A 17,350-nucleotide genomic window follows, 5' to 3' on the forward strand; every position below is an offset into this window, starting at 1 on the left:
AAGTAAGATGAACTATCTAAAAATATCAAAAATAACGGTTGTCATTGCAGGAAGTTTAGTGATGCAGTCTTGTTTTGTGGCAAAAGAATATCAAAGTCCGAACATAGAAACCGAAAAATTATTCCGAACAGAGCAAATCAAAGACAGCGTTTCGTTGGCAACTGTTTCATGGGAACAATTATTTACCGATCCTATTCTGCAAAAACACATTAGAACCGGATTGCAAAACAATTATGATTTGAAAATCGGTTTGCAAAATTTAGCCGCCGCAGAAGCCAATATGAAACAAGGAAAAGCAGGTTATCTACCCACTTTTTCTGCCAATGCAAGTTGGACACATCAAGAATTGGCTAAAAACAGTCAGTTTGGTAGTTTCTTCAACGGAGCTTTAGATCAATATGAATTGTCAGGAAGATTATCGTGGGAAGCGGACATTTGGGGAAAAATCAGAAGTAACAAAAGAGCTTCTGCAGCCAGTTATTTGCAAACTGTAGCAGCTCAACACGCAATTCAAACGCAGTTGATCTCCAGTATTTCTGCCACTTATTTTCAATTATTGGCGTTGGATGCTCAAATAAAAGTAGCCGAAAAAACTTTGGAAAACAGAAACCAAAGTGTAGAAACTATTCAAGCATTAAAAGATGCCGGAAGCGTAAATGCCGTTGCCGTTAAACAAACAGAAGCTCAATTATACGGAACACAAGTTATTTTGGAAGATTTAAAATACAACGTAAAAGTTTTGGAGAACACGTTAAGTATTTTACTCGGACAAGCTCCAGGAACCATCGAAAGAGGTTTATTTGAAAACCAAACGATGACCACTGATGTTAAAGTGGGAATTCCTGCTTTATTATTAAGCAAAAGACCCGATGTAATTTCGGCTGAAATGAATTTTAGAAATGCATTTGAAATGACCAATGTTGCCCGAAGCAATTTCTATCCATCCTTAACCGTAACTGCCAACGGAGGTTTTCAAAGTTTAGAATTAAAGGATTGGTTTAGTGCCAACTCGCTTTTTGCATCGGTAATTACCGGATTAGCTCAACCGATTTTTAATCAACGGCAAATAAAAACCCGTCACGAAGTGGCCAAAGCCAATCAGGAAAGAGCCTATCTTCAATTTGAGCAAACGCTTTTAACTGCCGGAAAAGAAGTTTCAGATGCGTTGGCTTCCTATGAAAATGAAACCGAAAAATTAGCCATTCGAACCAAACAATTGGAATCGCTTCAAAATGCGGCGGATTATTCGGATGAATTATTACGCTACGGAATGGTCAATTATTTGGAAGTGTTAACGGCCAAAGACAACGCCTTGAACACAGAATTAAGCACAATTGACAATCGCTTTCAACAACTGAATGCCGTTATTTCATTGTATCGTGCATTGGGCGGAGGTTATTAATTCACATCAACTGCCTTGATCCATTTCAAGGCAGTTTTTTTAATTTTATTTTTATGGAATTGAAATCGGAAACCAAAGAAGATTTATTGCTTCAAAGTTTAACATACTTTAAAAAATATGGAAGTAAAAATGTGACGATGGATGATTTAGCATCAGAATTAGCTATTTCAAAGAAAACGATTTACAAATATTTTAGTAGCAAGGAAGAATTGATTAACGAATGTGTTGACTATTTGTGGATTCATTTTGAGCATCAAACCGAAGAAATTAGTAAGTTGAAAATTGATCCATTAGCCAAAATTATTTTGTTGTATGAACTTGGTTTACAAGAATTAAGAAAAACCGATTCGCAATTTTTATATAGTTTGAAACGCTATTATCATCAATCGATGAAAAAGTATGAAGGGTTTCGTAAAAAACTAATTTTTGAAACGTTGTTAGGTTTTTTAACAGAAGCTAAAGCAAAAGGATTCATTCGTTCAGAAGTAAATCTGACCTTGTTTTGCGAATTAAATTTGCTTGATTTTGACGAAAAACTATATAAATTTAAACTTTTTGAACGATTTGAAAATGATGAAATTTTAGATCAATTAATCAAAAATCGCCTTCGCGGAATTGTAAAGGCGGAACATCAGCATTTGATTGATGAAATTTAAACTACTTTAGCTTACTACCTTTTGCAGCCCACCAAGGAAGTGTTTCAACTTCTAAACGTCCAGCTTTTACAGCAGGATCGAGGTTGGCTAAACTATCGGCTTCTTTCATCGTTTCGGTATTAAAAAGTAAAAAACCTGCCACCGTTTCGTGATTTTCAGATGGTCCGGCTAAACTGATTTTCCCGGTTTTATCTAACCAAGAAATGTGAGCCATGTGCTGTTTTTGAATTTCCGCCGCTTCTTCTTTTGAATGGGTTCTGTTTTTTCCTTTTTTCAACAAAACCAAAAAATATTTTTGCATAACATATGTCGAATCGCCTTCTTTGTAAGAGAATGTTTCGTGATTTGTTTTGACAATTTCTTTTTTTGTTGGATTATCCATTTTGGTATTTTGTTCTTTTACTGAATGACAAGAAACTAATAAAATGGACGAAAGCAGAAGTATAAATTTATTCATTTTTCCAGTTTTTATAAGGGTTTTTGCTCAAATAAGCATTATAATATTTTTCATTATTCGTCACTTCTTCTCCCAACCAATCGGGTTTTTCAAAGGTTTCTGATTCTGAAATTAATTCAATTTCCGCGATGATTAAACCATCATTTTCACCCGAAAAAACATCTATTTCAAACACGTGATTGCCTTTTTTTACCTCGTAACGAATTTTATCAATTACACCTTTTTCACAAATTGATAAAAGTAGTTCAGCTTCGTTGAGCGGAATTTCATTTTCCCATTCCAAACGACTCATCCCTGATTCGTTTCCTTTTCCTTTAACTGTCAAAAAACCCTTTTCTCCTTTAATTCGAACACGAACCGTACGTTCAGGAACAGAGCTTAAATAGCCTTGCACAATTCTGTTTTGACCAAAGGCTTCAGTCATAAAAGCATCAGAAACCACCAAAAATTTTCGTTCAATTTCTATCATAAGATATTTTTCACTATATTGTTGAGTAAAGATAATTCAATACATTCGTATTGTAAAAACAAATTGAAAAAATGGCTTTATTGTTGGCAAAAAAGAAGAAAAAATCGCTGATTGAAATGGTCATCTTCTATTTTGATGAAAATGAACGATGGAAAGAAGCAATCGACTCTTATGAAGTGTTGGTTGACATCGTTGCAACTATTAGACCAAAGAAATTAAAGAATCTTCAACCGGTTGATATTGTGGATTTGATAAGTTTGTTGCATGAAAATCATGTAATTAGAAAATCATTTTCTGTTTATATAAAAGGTTTGTTTTTTGGAAAAAGAATCAATAAAATAATATCAGATGCTGCGATTTTGCAAGATGCCGATTTTTTATTTGAAGTTAAAAAACGAGCATTCGCTAAAATTTTGCCTTATCAACACCAATCCGATTCACTGGAATATGTATTGAACCAAGTTTTTTACAGCGATACAGATCCACTTTGGTTACAAAAAATTCCGCAAGGGCAAATTGAAACACTTTATGATTTGTTAGAATTGTCCTCTATTTATGAAACGGTTGAAGAAAATTCTGTTTTGTCTGAACTTTTAATGTCAATGACATTGATTTCACAACGAATGAGCGGTCGTGCATTAGAGTCAGATGTACTTAAAATGGTACCCGAATATTTTCATCATGAAAGTCCGTTTGCTGCCTTTGAAAAAGAACTTCAATCCATTCAAGAAGAACTCAAAGAAAACGTGAATCACACTGTTACAGCCGAAAATTTATCATATAAACAATTGATGGTTTTGCATAAACAATGCGAAGAATATGTAGAAAAAGCTTTCGACAATTCTTCTAAATATGGCATAACGATTCATGTAAACCAGAGCTTACTCCGAATTCGTCAGCAATTATCGCGATTAAAAGTTTTACTTCCATTGCTTACCGTAAATCATGAAATTGATAAAAAGCGAAATACTATTCGATTAGCCTACAAACTCATTAAATACAATTGTACGAGAAATAATCTTCGCACATTTATCAAAGAAAGTACGCAATTATTATCGTATGAAGTAACGCAACATACTGCTAAAACAGGTGAAAAATATATCACTCAATCCAAAGGTGAATATTTCAAAATGTTTAAAACAGCTTTGGGAGGAGGATTGATAGTTGGAATTTTGTGTATAATCAAAGTGCTGCTTTCTAAACTGGATGCTAGCGATTTTGGTCATGCTTTTTTGTATAGTATGAACTACTCCATTGGATTTATTGCTATTTATGTTTTAGGATTTACATTAGCAACAAAACAACCCGCGATGACTGCCGCAGCTTTGATTAGAGCTTTAGAAGATGGCATGAAAAAAGACGATTCCGAAGAAAAACACCAAGGATTTGCTGTGTTTTTTGCACGTGTTTTTCGGTCACAGTTTATAGCTTTTGTGGGGAATGTAATCATGGCTTTCCCGGTTTCTTTATTGGGAATTTGGCTAATTGAGTTAGCATTTGATCATAATATTGCTGAAACCAAATGGAAAACGTTAGTTACTGATTTAAGTCCGATTCATTCCTTAGCAATATTTCACGCAGCCATTGCAGGATGTTTTCTGTTTTTGTCCGGAATTATTTCAGGAAGTGTTGCGAATCGTGATAAACATTACGAAATTTATCAACGTATCAAAGAACATCCGTTTTTAAAACGCAGTTTTGGAAAAGAAAAAGCCGAAAAATTTGCAAGTTGGTATGAAAAGAAATGGGCAGGTATTATATCCAATTTTTGGTTTGGGGTTTTTATGGGATCTACGGCTTCTGTCGGAATTTTTTTCGGATTAAATTTAGATATTAGACACATTACTTTTGCCAGCGGAAACCTTGCTTTGGGACTTTATGGTTCCGATTATTCCTTGGATTATTGGATGCTTTTTTGGGGAATTTTAGGCATAGGAATCATCGGATTGGTTAACTTTATTGTCAGTTTCAGCTTGTCTTTAGGATTGGCCTTTCGATCAAGAGATATTCCTTTTACAGAGTTGAGAAGCATCACTGTTTCCATTTGGCAACATTTTAAACGCAGACCATTTTCTTTCTTTTTCCCAACCGGAACAAACGTTAAACCCAATGAAGGAGGAGATAAAATCCCGTAAAATCATTCATATAGACATGGATGCGTTTTATGCTTCTGTGGAGCAAAAGGATTTTCCTGAATTAATAGGAAAGCCTTTGGCTGTGGGCGGAAGCGAAATTCGCGGTGTGATTTCTGCCGCTAGTTACGAAGCTAGAAAATTTGGTGTTCGCAGTGCGATGAGTGGCGTGCAAGCCAAAAAATTGTGTCCGGAATTGGTTTTTGTGCGACCTCGATTTGAACGTTACAGCGAAATTTCAAAAATAATCCGAAAGATATTTTATGAATACACCGATTTGGTCGAACCACTTTCATTGGACGAAGCCTATTTGGATGTAACCCAAAACAAAAAAGGAAATCCGAGTGCATCGTTACTTGCACAGGAAATCAGAAAACGTATTTTTGAAGAAACGGGTTTAACAGCTTCGGCAGGAATTTCCATTAATAAATTTGTGGCAAAAGTGGCTTCGGATTATAATAAACCGAATGGACAAAAAACGGTCAATCCCGATGAAGTGGAACCTTTTCTGGAAGCGTTAGATATCAGAAAATTTTATGGCATTGGAAAAGTCACCGCCGAACGTATGTATCAATTTGGCATTTACACCGGAAAAGATTTAAAAAGTCGAAGTTTAGAATTTTTAGAACAACATTTTGGCAAAAGCGGAATACATTATTATTACATCGTTCGAGGCATTCACAACAGTCCGGTTAAACCCAATCGCATTTCAAAATCGGTGGGAGCCGAACGAACATTTAATGAAAATTTATCGTCAGAAGTATTCATGGAAGAACGTTTGGAAAGCATCGCCAAAGAACTCGAAAAACGATTACAAAAACACAAAATCGCCGGAAAAACAATAACCTTAAAAATAAAATATTCCGATTTTTCACAACAAACCAGAAGTAAAACGTTGCCTTATTTTATTTCGGATAAAGCATTATTATTAGAAACAGCAAAAGAATTATTATACCAAGAAAAACTAAAAGAATCCGTTCGTTTGTTGGGAATTTCTTTAAATAATTTGAATACGGAAGTGAAGAAAACGGTTGTGGTGCAGTTGCGGTTTGAGTTTTAGGGTTTAAGTATCCTTATTCAAAGCAAAATGTGTAATTTGATTTAGTATATTTACGTACTGCGAGGTCGGGAAACCATCGCAGAGCTCAGTGCTAGCAAAGAAGACTTTGCTGAGCGGATTAAATTAAAATTTCTTCATTATGAAAAATAGATTTATTGTTTGTTTTATGTTGATTATTTCATTTTATCAGATATCATATTCCCAGAACCATGAAGACATAAAAAAATATGAATTATTAGCGATGTTATCTCTTTTTTCGGAAGGTTTAAACAATTCAGAAGTAGAAGTAAATGAAGAAACCTTAAACAAGTTCCTTTCTGAAAATTTAGAAATATCAATAATTGAACAAAATAGTTTTAAGGATTTTGCTTTCATATCTATTAACCCAGAAAAGAATCGTAGAAATTCAGGAGACGTAAAAATGCCAATTATATGGAGTAGTAATGATTGTGAAGAATATATTTTAGCAATTAATAAAGGGAGTCTGTATACTTTTAAATTAAAAGGATACCAACTAAATGATTTTAATTCCTTTTTAAATTTTCTTGTAAAAAACGGTTACAAAAAAATAAATGGAAGTAAATCATTTTCTAAAAACTATGAGGTTTCGGGTTTAGATTTTGATTGTTTATACAGTTCACTTAATGTAAAAAACAAAAATGATTTTGAAAAATTTCCCTGTTTAAGAGATACTTGTTTGAAAATATATAAAACTCATAATTAGAATTTTCTCCTACTCGGCAAAGAGTTCTTATGAAACGCTAAAATATCTTGACTTTGCGGAATTTTATTTTAAAACGAATGAAAAATTAATATAATTATTCAAAGCTAAAATCATATTTAGAAATATGTGTTGATGTCGCAAAGTCGGAGATTTGAGGTGCTGAGTTTATTATCTTACTACTAAATTACTCGCAAATTCCCCTCACAAGCCAAAATTCCCCTATTTTTGTAAAAAAAACATTTTGCTTTAGTAAGTTTAGACCATTACAATGAAAGATAAGTTTTATCAATACATTCAAAATCTTCAAAATCAAATTACTTCTAAATTAGAAGAAGTAGATGGCGAAGCCAAATTTAGAGAAGACATTTGGGAACGTCCGGAAGGAGGCGGTGGCAGAACCCGTGTAATTGAAAACGGGAAAGTTTTTGAAAAAGGCGGTGTAAACATATCAGCTGTTCACGGAAAGTTACCCGATTCCATGCAAAAATTATTCAACGTTGGAGAAGCCGATTTTTTTGCCTGCGGATTGAGTTTAGTTCTTCATCCGAAAAATCCAATGGTGCCAACCGTTCATGCAAACTGGCGGTATTTTGAAATGTATGATGAACAAGGATTTGTTATTAAAAGTTGGTTTGGCGGCGGACAAGATTTAACGCCTTATTATCTTTTTGAAGAAGATGCCATTCATTTTCATCAAACCTGCAAAGCCGCTTGTGATAAACATAATCCGGATTTTTATCACAAATATAAAAAGCAATGCGATACTTATTTTTGGAATGCTCACAGAAACGAAGCCAGAGGAATTGGCGGATTATTCTTTGATTATTGCAGAGAATCTCTAGAATTTTCAATGGAAAAATGGTATGATTTTGTAACCGAAGTAGGTAATAGTTTTCTTGAATCATACGTTCCAATTGTTGAAAAAAGAGTAAATTTACCTTATTCAGCCGAACAACGAAAATGGCAAGAAATCCGCCGTGGTCGTTATGTAGAATTTAATTTGGTTCATGATAAAGGAACGCTTTTCGGACTAAAAACCAACGGCAGAATCGAAAGTATTTTGATGAGTTTGCCTCCGCATGTGCAATGGGTGTATGATCATCATCCGGAAGAAGGAAGCGAAGAAGAAAAATTAATTTTGGTGCTGCAAAAGCCAAAAGAATGGGTGTAAAAATTGTAATAGGACTTTTTTTGGGAGGAATCGGCAGCTTATTTGCCCAGCAAGATTCTGAAGAAAGCAGTCATTTTACAAATTATGACGAAAAAGTAATAACCAGTTTATACTATTTTGACACTTCCAATAGTTTCGAATTCAACTTCAATTTAGACGGCACAGCCAATTATTTAGAATTTGAACCTAATCGTCGAGAACAAATTGGGGTGAATTTAAGTTATAAATTTATCGATGTTTCCTACGGATTTTCTCCTTCTTTTTTTGCGAAGAATAAAGATAACAGTGATTCAAAATTATTTACATTAAGCACACGATTGTATCATAAAAAATGGATGCAGTCGCTCACTTTTATCAATCAAAAAGGATTTTATGTGAGCAATGATGAGGGTCAAGCTCTTTTTCCGCGAATGCGAACCACAAAGATTGGTGGAACTACATCATATATTTTTAATGATAAATTTTCATTCAAAACCATTGCTAATCAAAAAGAATGGCAATCAAAAAGTGCAGGAAGTTTTATTCCAAATCTTTCGATGTATTATACTAATTTCGATTTGAATGATGGTGGAGAAAACACCAGGAGCAATATTTTTTTAGCTTCATTAGCTCCATCTTATTTTTATAACTTTGTTGTCAATAATCATTTCTTGCTTTCCGGCGGAATGTCAACCGGGGCAGGACTTACGAGTGTGGATGGAGATGTATCGGCAATTTATGAATGGAGTGCGAGCTTAAAAATTGGCTATAATTCCGATTCGTTTTTTACCTTTGTAAACCTGAATTATATCGATTTTATTCAGGACACAACCGCTCAAATTCGATTGAACGATGAAATTTCGACTGTAAAAATAACAGCAGGCTATCGTTTTGATCCGCCCAAAAAAGTAAAAGAATTTTACGATAAAACAACAGAAAAAATCGGATTGTAAATCAATCAAAATATACCAAAATTATGTTTCCACTCAGAAGAAATAGACGACTCAGAACTAACGAAACCATTCGCTCACTAGTACGCGAAACCATACTTTCTCCAAGCGATTTTATTGTTCCGCTTTTTGTTGTGGAAGGGAAAAATGTGAAAGAAGAAATTCCATCCATGCCAAATTATTTCCGTTTGAGTCTTGATTTATTGGAAAAAGAAGTAAAAGAATTAGCCAAACTAAATTTGAAAACGGTTTTGGTTTTTGTAAAAGTTCCGGACAATTTAAAAGATAATAAAGGAACAGAAGCGTTAAATCCAAATGGTTTAATGCAAAGAGCCGTGAAAGTAATTAAAAATGCTGTTCCGGATATGATTGTGATGACCGATGTGGCTTTAGATCCCTATTCTTCTTTTGGCCACGATGGTGTAATTGAAAACGGAATCATTGCCAACGATTTAACTTCTGCCATTTTAGCCGAAATGAGTTGTTCGCATGCCGAAGCCGGAGCCGATTTTGTAGCTCCAAGCGACATGATGGATGGCAGAATTCTTGAAATTCGTGAAGCATTGGAAGACGAAGGATACGTTAATACCGGAATTATGGCTTATAGTGCCAAATATGCATCAGCTCATTACGGCCCTTTTCGTGACGCATTAGATAGTGCTCCTGTGGATGCTCAAGACATTCCGAAAGACAAAAAAACCTATCAAATGGATTACCACAATCGCATTGAAGCCATTCGTGAAACCAGAATGGATATTGATGAAGGAGCAGATATTGTGATGGTAAAACCGGGCATTGCTTATTTGGATATTGTTCGCGAAATTAAAAATGCATTTGATGTTCCGGTGGCGGTTTATCAAGTTTCCGGTGAATATGCCATGATTAAAGCGGCCTCGGAAAAAGGTTGGCTAGACCACGATGCTGTGATGATGGAACAAGTAACTGCCATCAAAAGAGCCGGTGCCGATATGATTGCAAGTTATTTTGCGAAAGATGTGGTAAAAATTATTTCATAACTGATAAATATCAGATTTATGCACAGATTATCGATTTAAATTTGTGTAAATCAAATTCCTAGCACATGAAAAAAATAGTTTTTTTAGTTGTTCTTATGGTGTTACTCTCATGCCAAAATAAGAAACAAGAATCTTTCGGAGTAGAAAAAACAGCTGTTCCCGAAGTAGCTGAAAATTCAGTAGAAGCAAAAATAAAACTTGGCGAAAGTATTTTTAATGGCGTTGGTTTATGTCACACGTGTCACAAACCGGATCAAAAAGTAATTGGGCCAAGCATCAAAGAAATTGCTACTATTTATAAAGAACAAAATGCGGATATGGTCGATTTTCTTCGTGAAAACGCAAAACCAATTGTAGATCCAACTCAATATGAAGTGATGAAAACTAATTTTGCGGTTACCAAAAGCATGTCTGATGAAGAATTACAAGCAATCGAACTTTATATGCATAGTTTAATTAAATAAACAGAACCTAATCAATAAGTAATTTGAACCCAACTCTTGGAATATTTTCAATCCGAATGTTGGGTTCTTCTTTGAAAATTTTTCGTAGACGGGAAATAAAAACATCCAGACTTCTTCCCATAAAATAATCATCGGTTCCCCAGAGTTCCATCAGGATTTTTTCGCGTTTCAAGACAGTGTTTTTATTGTCTAAAAATAATTTCAACAAAGCCGCTTCTCTTTCTGTCAAATTGGTGATTTCTTTTCCTTTGGAAACACAGTAATTGTCTGGATCAAATTCAAATGAACCAATTAAATAAGTGGAATTATTTTTAGAAGACGTTTTTTGACTTCGATTCAAGAAAACTTCAATTTTCAACGTCAATTCTTCCATGCTGTAGGGTTTCACTAAATAATCATCGGCACCCAATTTCAACCCTTTAATTCGGTCTTCTTTCATCGTTTTTGCAGAAAGAAAAATAATCGGAATTTCCTGATTTCGTTTTCTAATTTGCGTGGCAATTTCAAAACCATCCATATCCGGAAGCATTACATCCAACACACATAAATCAAATTCATCGTTACAAAAGGCATCAAAACCTGCTTGTCCGTTGGTAAAATGAGCTACATCATATTGGCTTTCCAAACTGTCTGCAGTTAAAAAACCTAGTGTTTCGTCATCTTCTACATAAAGAATTTTCTTTTTACTCATAAAATGTCTTTTTTGGGAATGAATATAGAAACCGTAATTCCTTTGGTTGAATTATTTTTGATTGAAATTTTCCAATGATGCAAATCGATGATTTTTTTTACGTAAAATAAACCAATGCCAAAACCTTCAATGTCTTTTTTATTTTCTCTGGGAACGCGATAAAATTTATCAAAAACATAATCAATATGTTGAGGTGAAATTCCGCTTCCGTTATCGGAAAAACTGAGTGTCATTCCTTTTTCTGTTTCGGATGATTTGATGGTTATTTCGGGATTTTCGGGGCAATATTTCACCGCATTATCCACCAAATTAAACAGAATATTGTTGAAATGAAATTCATCTGCCAAAATTTTTACTTTATCCGAAACATCTATGTCAATCGTAGTATTTTTAGTTGATTTAAGTAGTGTATTTTCCTTTACCAACTCCAGAATTTCTTTCAGATTGATGGTGTTTTTTTCTAATTCAATCCATTTAGCATCTCCTTTGGCAACATTTAGAATCCGTTCGATATGATGATTCAATTTATGACTTTGGTTGGTGATAATTTGAATGTATTTTGCCAATTTCGGATTGTTTTTAATTTCTTCTTGCGAAGTGGCATATTGCGAAGCAATCAAAATTGATGAAAGTGGCGTTTTGAATTCGTGCGTCATATTATTGATAAAATCCGTTTGCAATTCCGTATATTTTTTTTGTTTCAACAATAAAATAACCGAGTAAACATAGATAATCAAAACCAACAATAAAATGCCTGTATAAATCCAATATTGACCTAATGAAGTGATAAATTTATGTTGTAAATCGGGAAAACGAATCCCGAAATAGTATATTAAACCATCATTTTTTTTGAAACAATTTTCACATTTTTCCGGTTTTCCGGTATCGCTTGAAATATAGCTGCCGTAGATCATTTCATCGGTGGCACAATCATAAATGGCATATTCATAATCCAGTTCAAGTTTTACTTTTTCAAATTCTGTTTTGAGATAATATTCTAATACTTCGTGCTCAAAAACATCATCAAGATTCACAATGTAATAGTCATCGGTAATTTTTTTTACCTGATTCGTTATGGTTAACGGTGTTTTGTTATCTCGATAAATCCGTTTCACTACATCTTGCAGTGCAAAATGAATTTTTTCTTCAAAATCTTTTTTCTCAAATGTATAGGCTTGATTAAGCATAAGTAACTGCATGACTAAAACGCCAACAATGCAGAGAAATCCAGCTAAGATGATACTATTTAAACGGTTAAATTTCAAAGGTTTGCTTTAATTATGTTTTGACAAATCTACTCACAGAAATGTTTAAATTTTGGTTAAATAATGTCGATTAACATCTCATTAACAAAACTTATAATGTGCTTAACAAATATCTGCTTTCTTGTGAATATATTTGCTATGTTCAAAATGAATAATTTAACTAATTAAAATAATAACGTATGAAATCATTAAAAGTATCTTTATTTGCAATTGCTGCAACATTATTATTCTCTGTTGGTGCAACAGCTCAAGAAAAAAAACCAGTTGCTGCTAAACCAGCTATTACCACATCTCCAGCTGCTCAAAAACCTACTTCTCCGGTAACTTGGAAAGAAGTGGTATATGATTTTGGAGATATTAAAAAAGGAACTCCTGTATCTCACGATTTCTCTTTTACTAATACAACTAAGCAAACAGTTATTATTACTAACGTAAAAGCTTCATGTGGTTGTACAGCTACAAATTACACAAAAACGCCTGTAAAACCTGGTGATACAGCAACAGTAACAGCTACTTATAATGCCGCTTCAGCTGGAGCATTCTCTAAAACAGTTACTGTTTCTTTAAATGAAAACGAAGTGCCAAAAGTACTTACAATTAAAGGAAAAGTAATTGATTCAGCTCCGGTTAGTCAATAATCTATATTCCTAAATTATAATTCAATTGAACCATCTTGTTTTTTCAAGATGGTTTTTTTGTTAAAAAATTTCTGCAATTTTTCTTACTGTTAATGCTTTTTTATATATTTATGAATAAATTACAAAGCCATGATAGATAAAATCAAACTCGACAACATTTTATTTTTAGATATTGAAACCGTTCCTGAAGAAGAAAATTTCAAATTGTTGGATGAAGAAAAACAATATCTGTTTGAATCTAAAACACACTACCAACGCAAAGACGAATTTACTCCAGAAGAATTTTATGATCGTGCCGGAATTTGGGCAGAGTTTGGAAAAATTATCTGTATTTCTGTGGGTTATTTTACAACCAAAGGCGACATCCGAAACTTTAGGGTAACCACTTTTTTTGGTGAAGAAAAGAAAATTCTAAAAGACTTCAGCAATTTATTAAATAATCATTTTAATCAACCACAACACATTTTGTGCGGTCATAATGCGAAAGAATTTGACTTTCCGTTTATTGCCAGACGGATGATTATCAATCAAGTTGAGATTCCTCCCAAACTAAATTTATTCGGAAAAAAACCATGGGAAGTTCCGCATTTAGACACAATGGAACTTTGGAAATTTGGTGATTATAAACATTTTTCTTCGATGAGATTGTTAACAAAAGTACTCCAAATTCCTTCTCCAAAAGATGATATTGATGGGAGCGAAGTGGCTTATGTTTATTATGTTGAAAAAGACATTGACCGAATAATCACTTATTGCGAAAAAGATGTAATTGCTGTTGCTCAAATTTTCTTGCGATTTAGAAGAGAAGATTTATTAATTGAAGACGAAATTATTCACGTATAAAAAAGGCTCCAAATCAGGAGCCTTTTTTTATTTCTTCAACACAATTTTCTTCGTTGTTTTTACCTTTTCATTCCGAACAGAAATCAAATAAATTCCATCTGAAAATTCATTTATATCTAATTCCGTATTTGATGTATTAATTTGTTTTGATAAAATGCTTCGCCCTTGTAAATCGAATAAATCAATAGTAGTTTCTAAATTTTCAGACCACGAAACTGTTACTTTTCCGTTGGATGGATTTGGATAAATGAGTGCCTGAACACCACTATTTTCAATTAAACTAAGATTATCTTGAATCGTAATCGGAATCACAACATTGGGTAACCAGCCTGATGACGCATTTTCAATATTCACCTTAAAACTATCGGTTGCTTCATCTGTTAATGAATTTGTGTAGCTAATTTTATTCGAATTTATATCTTCTTGAGTAAAAGTATTACCAATTGATAAATTGACAGTTTCTTTTTTCAAAACACCAAGTGATGGCAATTCAATTAAAGTATAAATTTGATTTGATGCTGTTTGTAAAGGAGTTAAAGCAATAATTTCTGTGGCCAAAATTGTTTTAGTACTATTTACTTCTGTAACAATTCCGTTGTTGCTAAAACTTAAATTATTTTCAATTGGAATTGAATTACAAAACGATAAACTAACGGCATTGATCGTTCCGCCATCATTATTATATTTATCAATTACAAACAATGTCCAAATCCCATTTGCCAACAAACCATTCAAATTATTTAAAGGTTGATTGGGTTTGATGATTCCCGAAATTGCCGGATCAGAACCGCAACTCAATAGTGAACCGGAGTCGTCAAGGGTAGCAATAATGTCATCGTTTCCTCCGCAAGGCTCTTCAAACAAAGTAATAGACGGACTTCCTATTTCCGGAGGACCAATTAGATAAATCGACATATCTTGCACCCAAGAGTGCGAAATATATAAACTTACATTAATATCAGCAATTGTAATTCCGCCAGAAACATTAATCGGAATTGTGGCAACTGAATTGGCAATATTATCAATAAAAGCATTAGAAAAATCGGTTGCCGAAAATTCAATTCCACATGCTAAAATTCCGGTTTGGAAACTAGCCACTGAAAAATCAGTAGAATTCCCACAACGATTACTAGGTTTTACTCGCCAATAGTAGACGGTTTGACTAATTAAATCGGTTACATTTACAGTTGTGTTTACTGTAGTTTCTGTCCACAAAATTGTGTTGAAAGCAACATCTGTAGCAACTTCAACGGCGTAGTTTTCGGCATTTGCATCTTCTTCCCAGGATAAATTTATTGAAGCAGCAACATCTGTTTGTCCATTTGATGGTGAAGTAGTTTCAATCAATTCAAATTCAGAACTTAAAATTTTTAAATTCACATACCTTGTTTCAGATTCATTTGCGTTTGAAGCTACAATTCCAATTGAATAATTCCCAGGTTCAACGGAAGTTAAATTAGATATAATTAGTTCGAAATTTCCACTGCTGCTCAACGTTGTCTCGCTTAAATTTGTAACTGCACCTTCCGGAACATCTATCACAGAAAAAGAAACATTTCCACTTTCATTACTAGTAAATGTGAATGAAAAAGCGGCATTTTCATTTGAACAAACGGTCTGGTCATAGCCAAGTGGAACAAAACCGAAATCAGAATCAATTCCTGAAATAATAAGCGAATAATCTTGTTTGTTGGTTTCCAAAGTTCCTTTATACGAAATAGTTATCGTATAATCGCCACCGTTTGCGTTATCAATTGCAACTGTTTCAACAGTATCTACAAAATTATCATCATTTCTTAGTGCAAATTGAGTGGCATCTGCTTGCAATCGCCAAGGATAAAAAGTGGTTGAACCTTGGGAGATTCTTATGTCTAAATCGTGCACGATTACAGGTGTTGGGTCGTTTAAATCTCCAGTGTTAGCATTACCCGGAATATCTGTCCAACAAATTGTAGCAACCAAAGGTTGACCGGCAATTGATTTTACAGTTTTAGTATATACTTGGTTTTTTGTCAAACTTTCTTCTGAAATCCAAGTGTTCAATCCGTTGTTTGAAATGGCATTTGCAGCGGTTTTTGCATTCAAAAGTCCCCAACCAAAAATTGCATCGGGACCGGGATTTCCTGCATCATCTGCCGTATGACAAGCCAATCCTTTCAGGGTAGCCGATTTCATAAATTTTTGATATAAATTGTTGTGATGTTGTTGAAGCAACAACAACGTTCCCATTACATTCGGACTCGCCATTGAAGTTCCGGAAAGGGTAGTATAATCACCATCACCGGTGCTATGGGTAGAATAAAGTCCGGTTCCGTTACCTGTAACATCTGGTTTTATTCGTAAATCATCTGTTGGGCCTTCGCTGCTAGCAGAATTTATATTCACAGAAATCAAGTTGCCGTTACTGTCAATTTCGGCATCCTGACCATTGGCTACCACTAAATTGTTTTTGCCGTTTTTATTTCCTGTAAGTTTGTCAAAGTCTACAGTTGTTGGGTCTCCGTTAGTAATATTTCCATCATTTCCAGCAGCAACAACCATTAAATAATATGGCGAAACATAGTGAATCATATCCCATTGAAGAGCATCTTGCGTGTAAGCTCCGGCATACCAATTGGGCACATTAAATAAGCGTGTTCCATAGGAATGATTAGAAAGCAAAAGTCCGTTTTGAATTTCCCCCAACACTTCTGCTTCATCTTGTGTCCAATCAAATGTTTTAATGGTTGCTTGAAACGCCATTCCTTTCGCATCAGAATCCACTCCACCGGCTCCAACTGTTCCGGTTACGTGCGTTGCGTGAAAACTGTTTCCGTTTAGTTCGGTTGCACCGTCTCCCACAGACATTCTTCCGCCAAATTCTTGGTGTGTTGTTCTAACAGGACCTCCATCCCAAACACCGCCAATCATTCCTTGTCCGTTTAAGTTTAATCCTAATCCGCCACCGGAATGTAATTGATTTGCTCGTGTGGAAATTGCGGCATTGATGTTGTTGATCGAAAAATATTTTGGTTTTCCATCAGGAAATAAACCCATTAATTCGTCTATACTTCCGTCTGCATTTTTTTTGAAAACTTCCCACTGATTTGCTTTTGCAGAAAATAGAGCTTTTTCTTTATCTATTTTTGCTTTTTCAGAAAGTTCAGTTTGCAATTGTTTTATTTTTGATAGATCATATTGTTCTAACAATGCCTTTTTCTCTTCTTCCGTCTGACCAATTACAGAGATGGAAAAAAGTAGTATAAAAAAACTTATATAGAAGTTTATTTTTGATAAGTAGAGGTTTTTCATTAGTTGATTGGGAAATTTAATGATTCAAAGATATAAATTTAATTTTTTCTACTGATTTACTTAAAAAAATATACATTATTTAACAATGGTTGAATGTTGAGATTACCAATTCTAATGAACTGTTTCTTTAAGTTACGAAAAA

At 34.0% G+C, this 17,350-nt stretch carries 16 protein-coding genes; 11 read left to right on the plus strand and 5 right to left on the minus strand.

Going from position 1 to position 17,350, the window contains the following annotated elements; all coding sequences use genetic code 11:
* Positions 1–7 precede the first annotated feature (7 nt).
* Both AC23MC_RS03785 and AC23MC_RS03790 read left to right on the plus strand, forming a co-directional pair.
* On the plus strand, positions 8–1,402 hold the full coding sequence (locus tag AC23MC_RS03785; RefSeq protein ID WP_487567026.1) for an efflux transporter outer membrane subunit: 1,395 nt from the start codon (positions 8–10) through the stop codon (positions 1,400–1,402).
* A 53-nt stretch (positions 1,403–1,455) separates the two neighbouring features.
* Complete coding sequence (locus AC23MC_RS03790; protein ID WP_487567025.1) at positions 1,456–2,058, plus strand: TetR/AcrR family transcriptional regulator; 603 nt, start codon at positions 1,456–1,458, stop codon at positions 2,056–2,058.
* Position 2,059: 1 nt separating this feature from the next.
* On the opposite strand, the gene AC23MC_RS03795 is transcribed toward AC23MC_RS03790, so the two are convergent.
* Together AC23MC_RS03795 and AC23MC_RS03800 are read right to left on the minus strand one after the other, a co-directional pair.
* A complete protein-coding gene (locus AC23MC_RS03795) occupies positions 2,060–2,515 on the minus strand; it encodes a YciI family protein (RefSeq protein ID WP_487567024.1) in 456 nt (151 codons plus the stop codon).
* Complete coding sequence (locus tag AC23MC_RS03800) at positions 2,508–2,984, minus strand: CYTH domain-containing protein (protein WP_487567023.1); 477 nt, start codon at positions 2,982–2,984, stop codon at positions 2,508–2,510. Before AC23MC_RS03800 ends, AC23MC_RS03795 begins: the two co-directional genes overlap by 8 nt.
* Before the next feature lie 71 nt (positions 2,985–3,055).
* On the opposite strand from AC23MC_RS03800, the gene AC23MC_RS03805 reads away from it, so the two are divergent.
* The 7 genes from AC23MC_RS03805 (at position 3,056) to AC23MC_RS03835 (ending at position 10,480) form a co-directional block, all read left to right on the plus strand.
* The gene (locus tag AC23MC_RS03805) at positions 3,056–5,119 is read left to right on the plus strand and encodes a recombinase (protein WP_487567022.1); all 2,064 of its coding nucleotides are present in this window, start codon (positions 3,056–3,058) and stop codon (positions 5,117–5,119) included.
* On the plus strand, positions 5,094–6,176 hold the full coding sequence (gene dinB / locus AC23MC_RS03810; protein WP_487567021.1) for a DNA polymerase IV: 1,083 nt from the start codon (positions 5,094–5,096) through the stop codon (positions 6,174–6,176). The genes AC23MC_RS03805 and dinB overlap by 26 nt, the downstream gene beginning before the upstream one ends.
* A gap of 139 nt (positions 6,177–6,315) precedes the next feature.
* A complete protein-coding gene (locus AC23MC_RS03815) occupies positions 6,316–6,900 on the plus strand; it encodes a hypothetical protein (RefSeq protein WP_487567020.1) in 585 nt (194 codons plus the stop codon).
* A 268-nt stretch (positions 6,901–7,168) separates the two neighbouring features.
* Positions 7,169–8,071 (plus strand): oxygen-dependent coproporphyrinogen oxidase, encoded by a 903-nt coding sequence (gene hemF / locus AC23MC_RS03820; protein ID WP_487567019.1) that lies wholly within the window; start codon positions 7,169–7,171, stop codon positions 8,069–8,071.
* A complete protein-coding gene (locus tag AC23MC_RS03825; protein WP_487567018.1) occupies positions 8,062–9,003 on the plus strand; it encodes a DUF4421 family protein in 942 nt (313 codons plus the stop codon). The genes hemF and AC23MC_RS03825 overlap by 10 nt, the downstream gene beginning before the upstream one ends.
* Before the next feature lie 23 nt (positions 9,004–9,026).
* A complete protein-coding gene (gene hemB / locus AC23MC_RS03830; protein ID WP_487567017.1) occupies positions 9,027–10,016 on the plus strand; it encodes a porphobilinogen synthase in 990 nt (329 codons plus the stop codon).
* A gap of 65 nt (positions 10,017–10,081) precedes the next feature.
* Entirely contained in the window at positions 10,082–10,480 is a 399-nt protein-coding gene (locus AC23MC_RS03835) for a c-type cytochrome (RefSeq protein WP_487567016.1), read from the plus strand.
* Positions 10,481–10,487: 7 nt separating this feature from the next.
* Here the strand turns inward: AC23MC_RS03835 and AC23MC_RS03840 are convergent, their stop codons facing one another.
* Both AC23MC_RS03840 and AC23MC_RS03845 read right to left on the minus strand, forming a co-directional pair.
* Positions 10,488–11,171 carry a response regulator transcription factor gene (locus AC23MC_RS03840; RefSeq protein ID WP_487567015.1) on the minus strand — a complete coding sequence of 228 codons (684 nt, stop codon included), beginning with the start codon at positions 11,169–11,171 and terminating at the stop codon, positions 10,488–10,490.
* Positions 11,168–12,436, minus strand: coding sequence for a sensor histidine kinase (locus AC23MC_RS03845; RefSeq protein ID WP_487567014.1), 1,269 nt, complete (start codon positions 12,434–12,436; stop codon positions 11,168–11,170). The genes AC23MC_RS03840 and AC23MC_RS03845 overlap by 4 nt, the downstream gene beginning before the upstream one ends.
* Before the next feature lie 179 nt (positions 12,437–12,615).
* Here AC23MC_RS03845 and AC23MC_RS03850 point away from each other — a divergent pair, with 179 nt between their 5' ends.
* A complete protein-coding gene (locus tag AC23MC_RS03850; protein WP_487567013.1) occupies positions 12,616–13,074 on the plus strand; it encodes a DUF1573 domain-containing protein in 459 nt (152 codons plus the stop codon).
* Positions 13,075–13,203: 129 nt separating this feature from the next.
* On the plus strand, positions 13,204–13,917 hold the full coding sequence (locus AC23MC_RS03855; protein ID WP_487567012.1) for a 3'-5' exonuclease: 714 nt from the start codon (positions 13,204–13,206) through the stop codon (positions 13,915–13,917).
* A gap of 27 nt (positions 13,918–13,944) precedes the next feature.
* Here the strand turns inward: AC23MC_RS03855 and AC23MC_RS03860 are convergent, their stop codons facing one another.
* On the minus strand, positions 13,945–17,208 hold the full coding sequence (locus AC23MC_RS03860) for a S8 family serine peptidase (protein WP_487567011.1): 3,264 nt from the start codon (positions 17,206–17,208) through the stop codon (positions 13,945–13,947).
* Positions 17,209–17,350: the final 142 nt, after the last annotated feature.

This window comes from Flavobacterium sp. T50_26 (genome assembly GCF_057652995.1).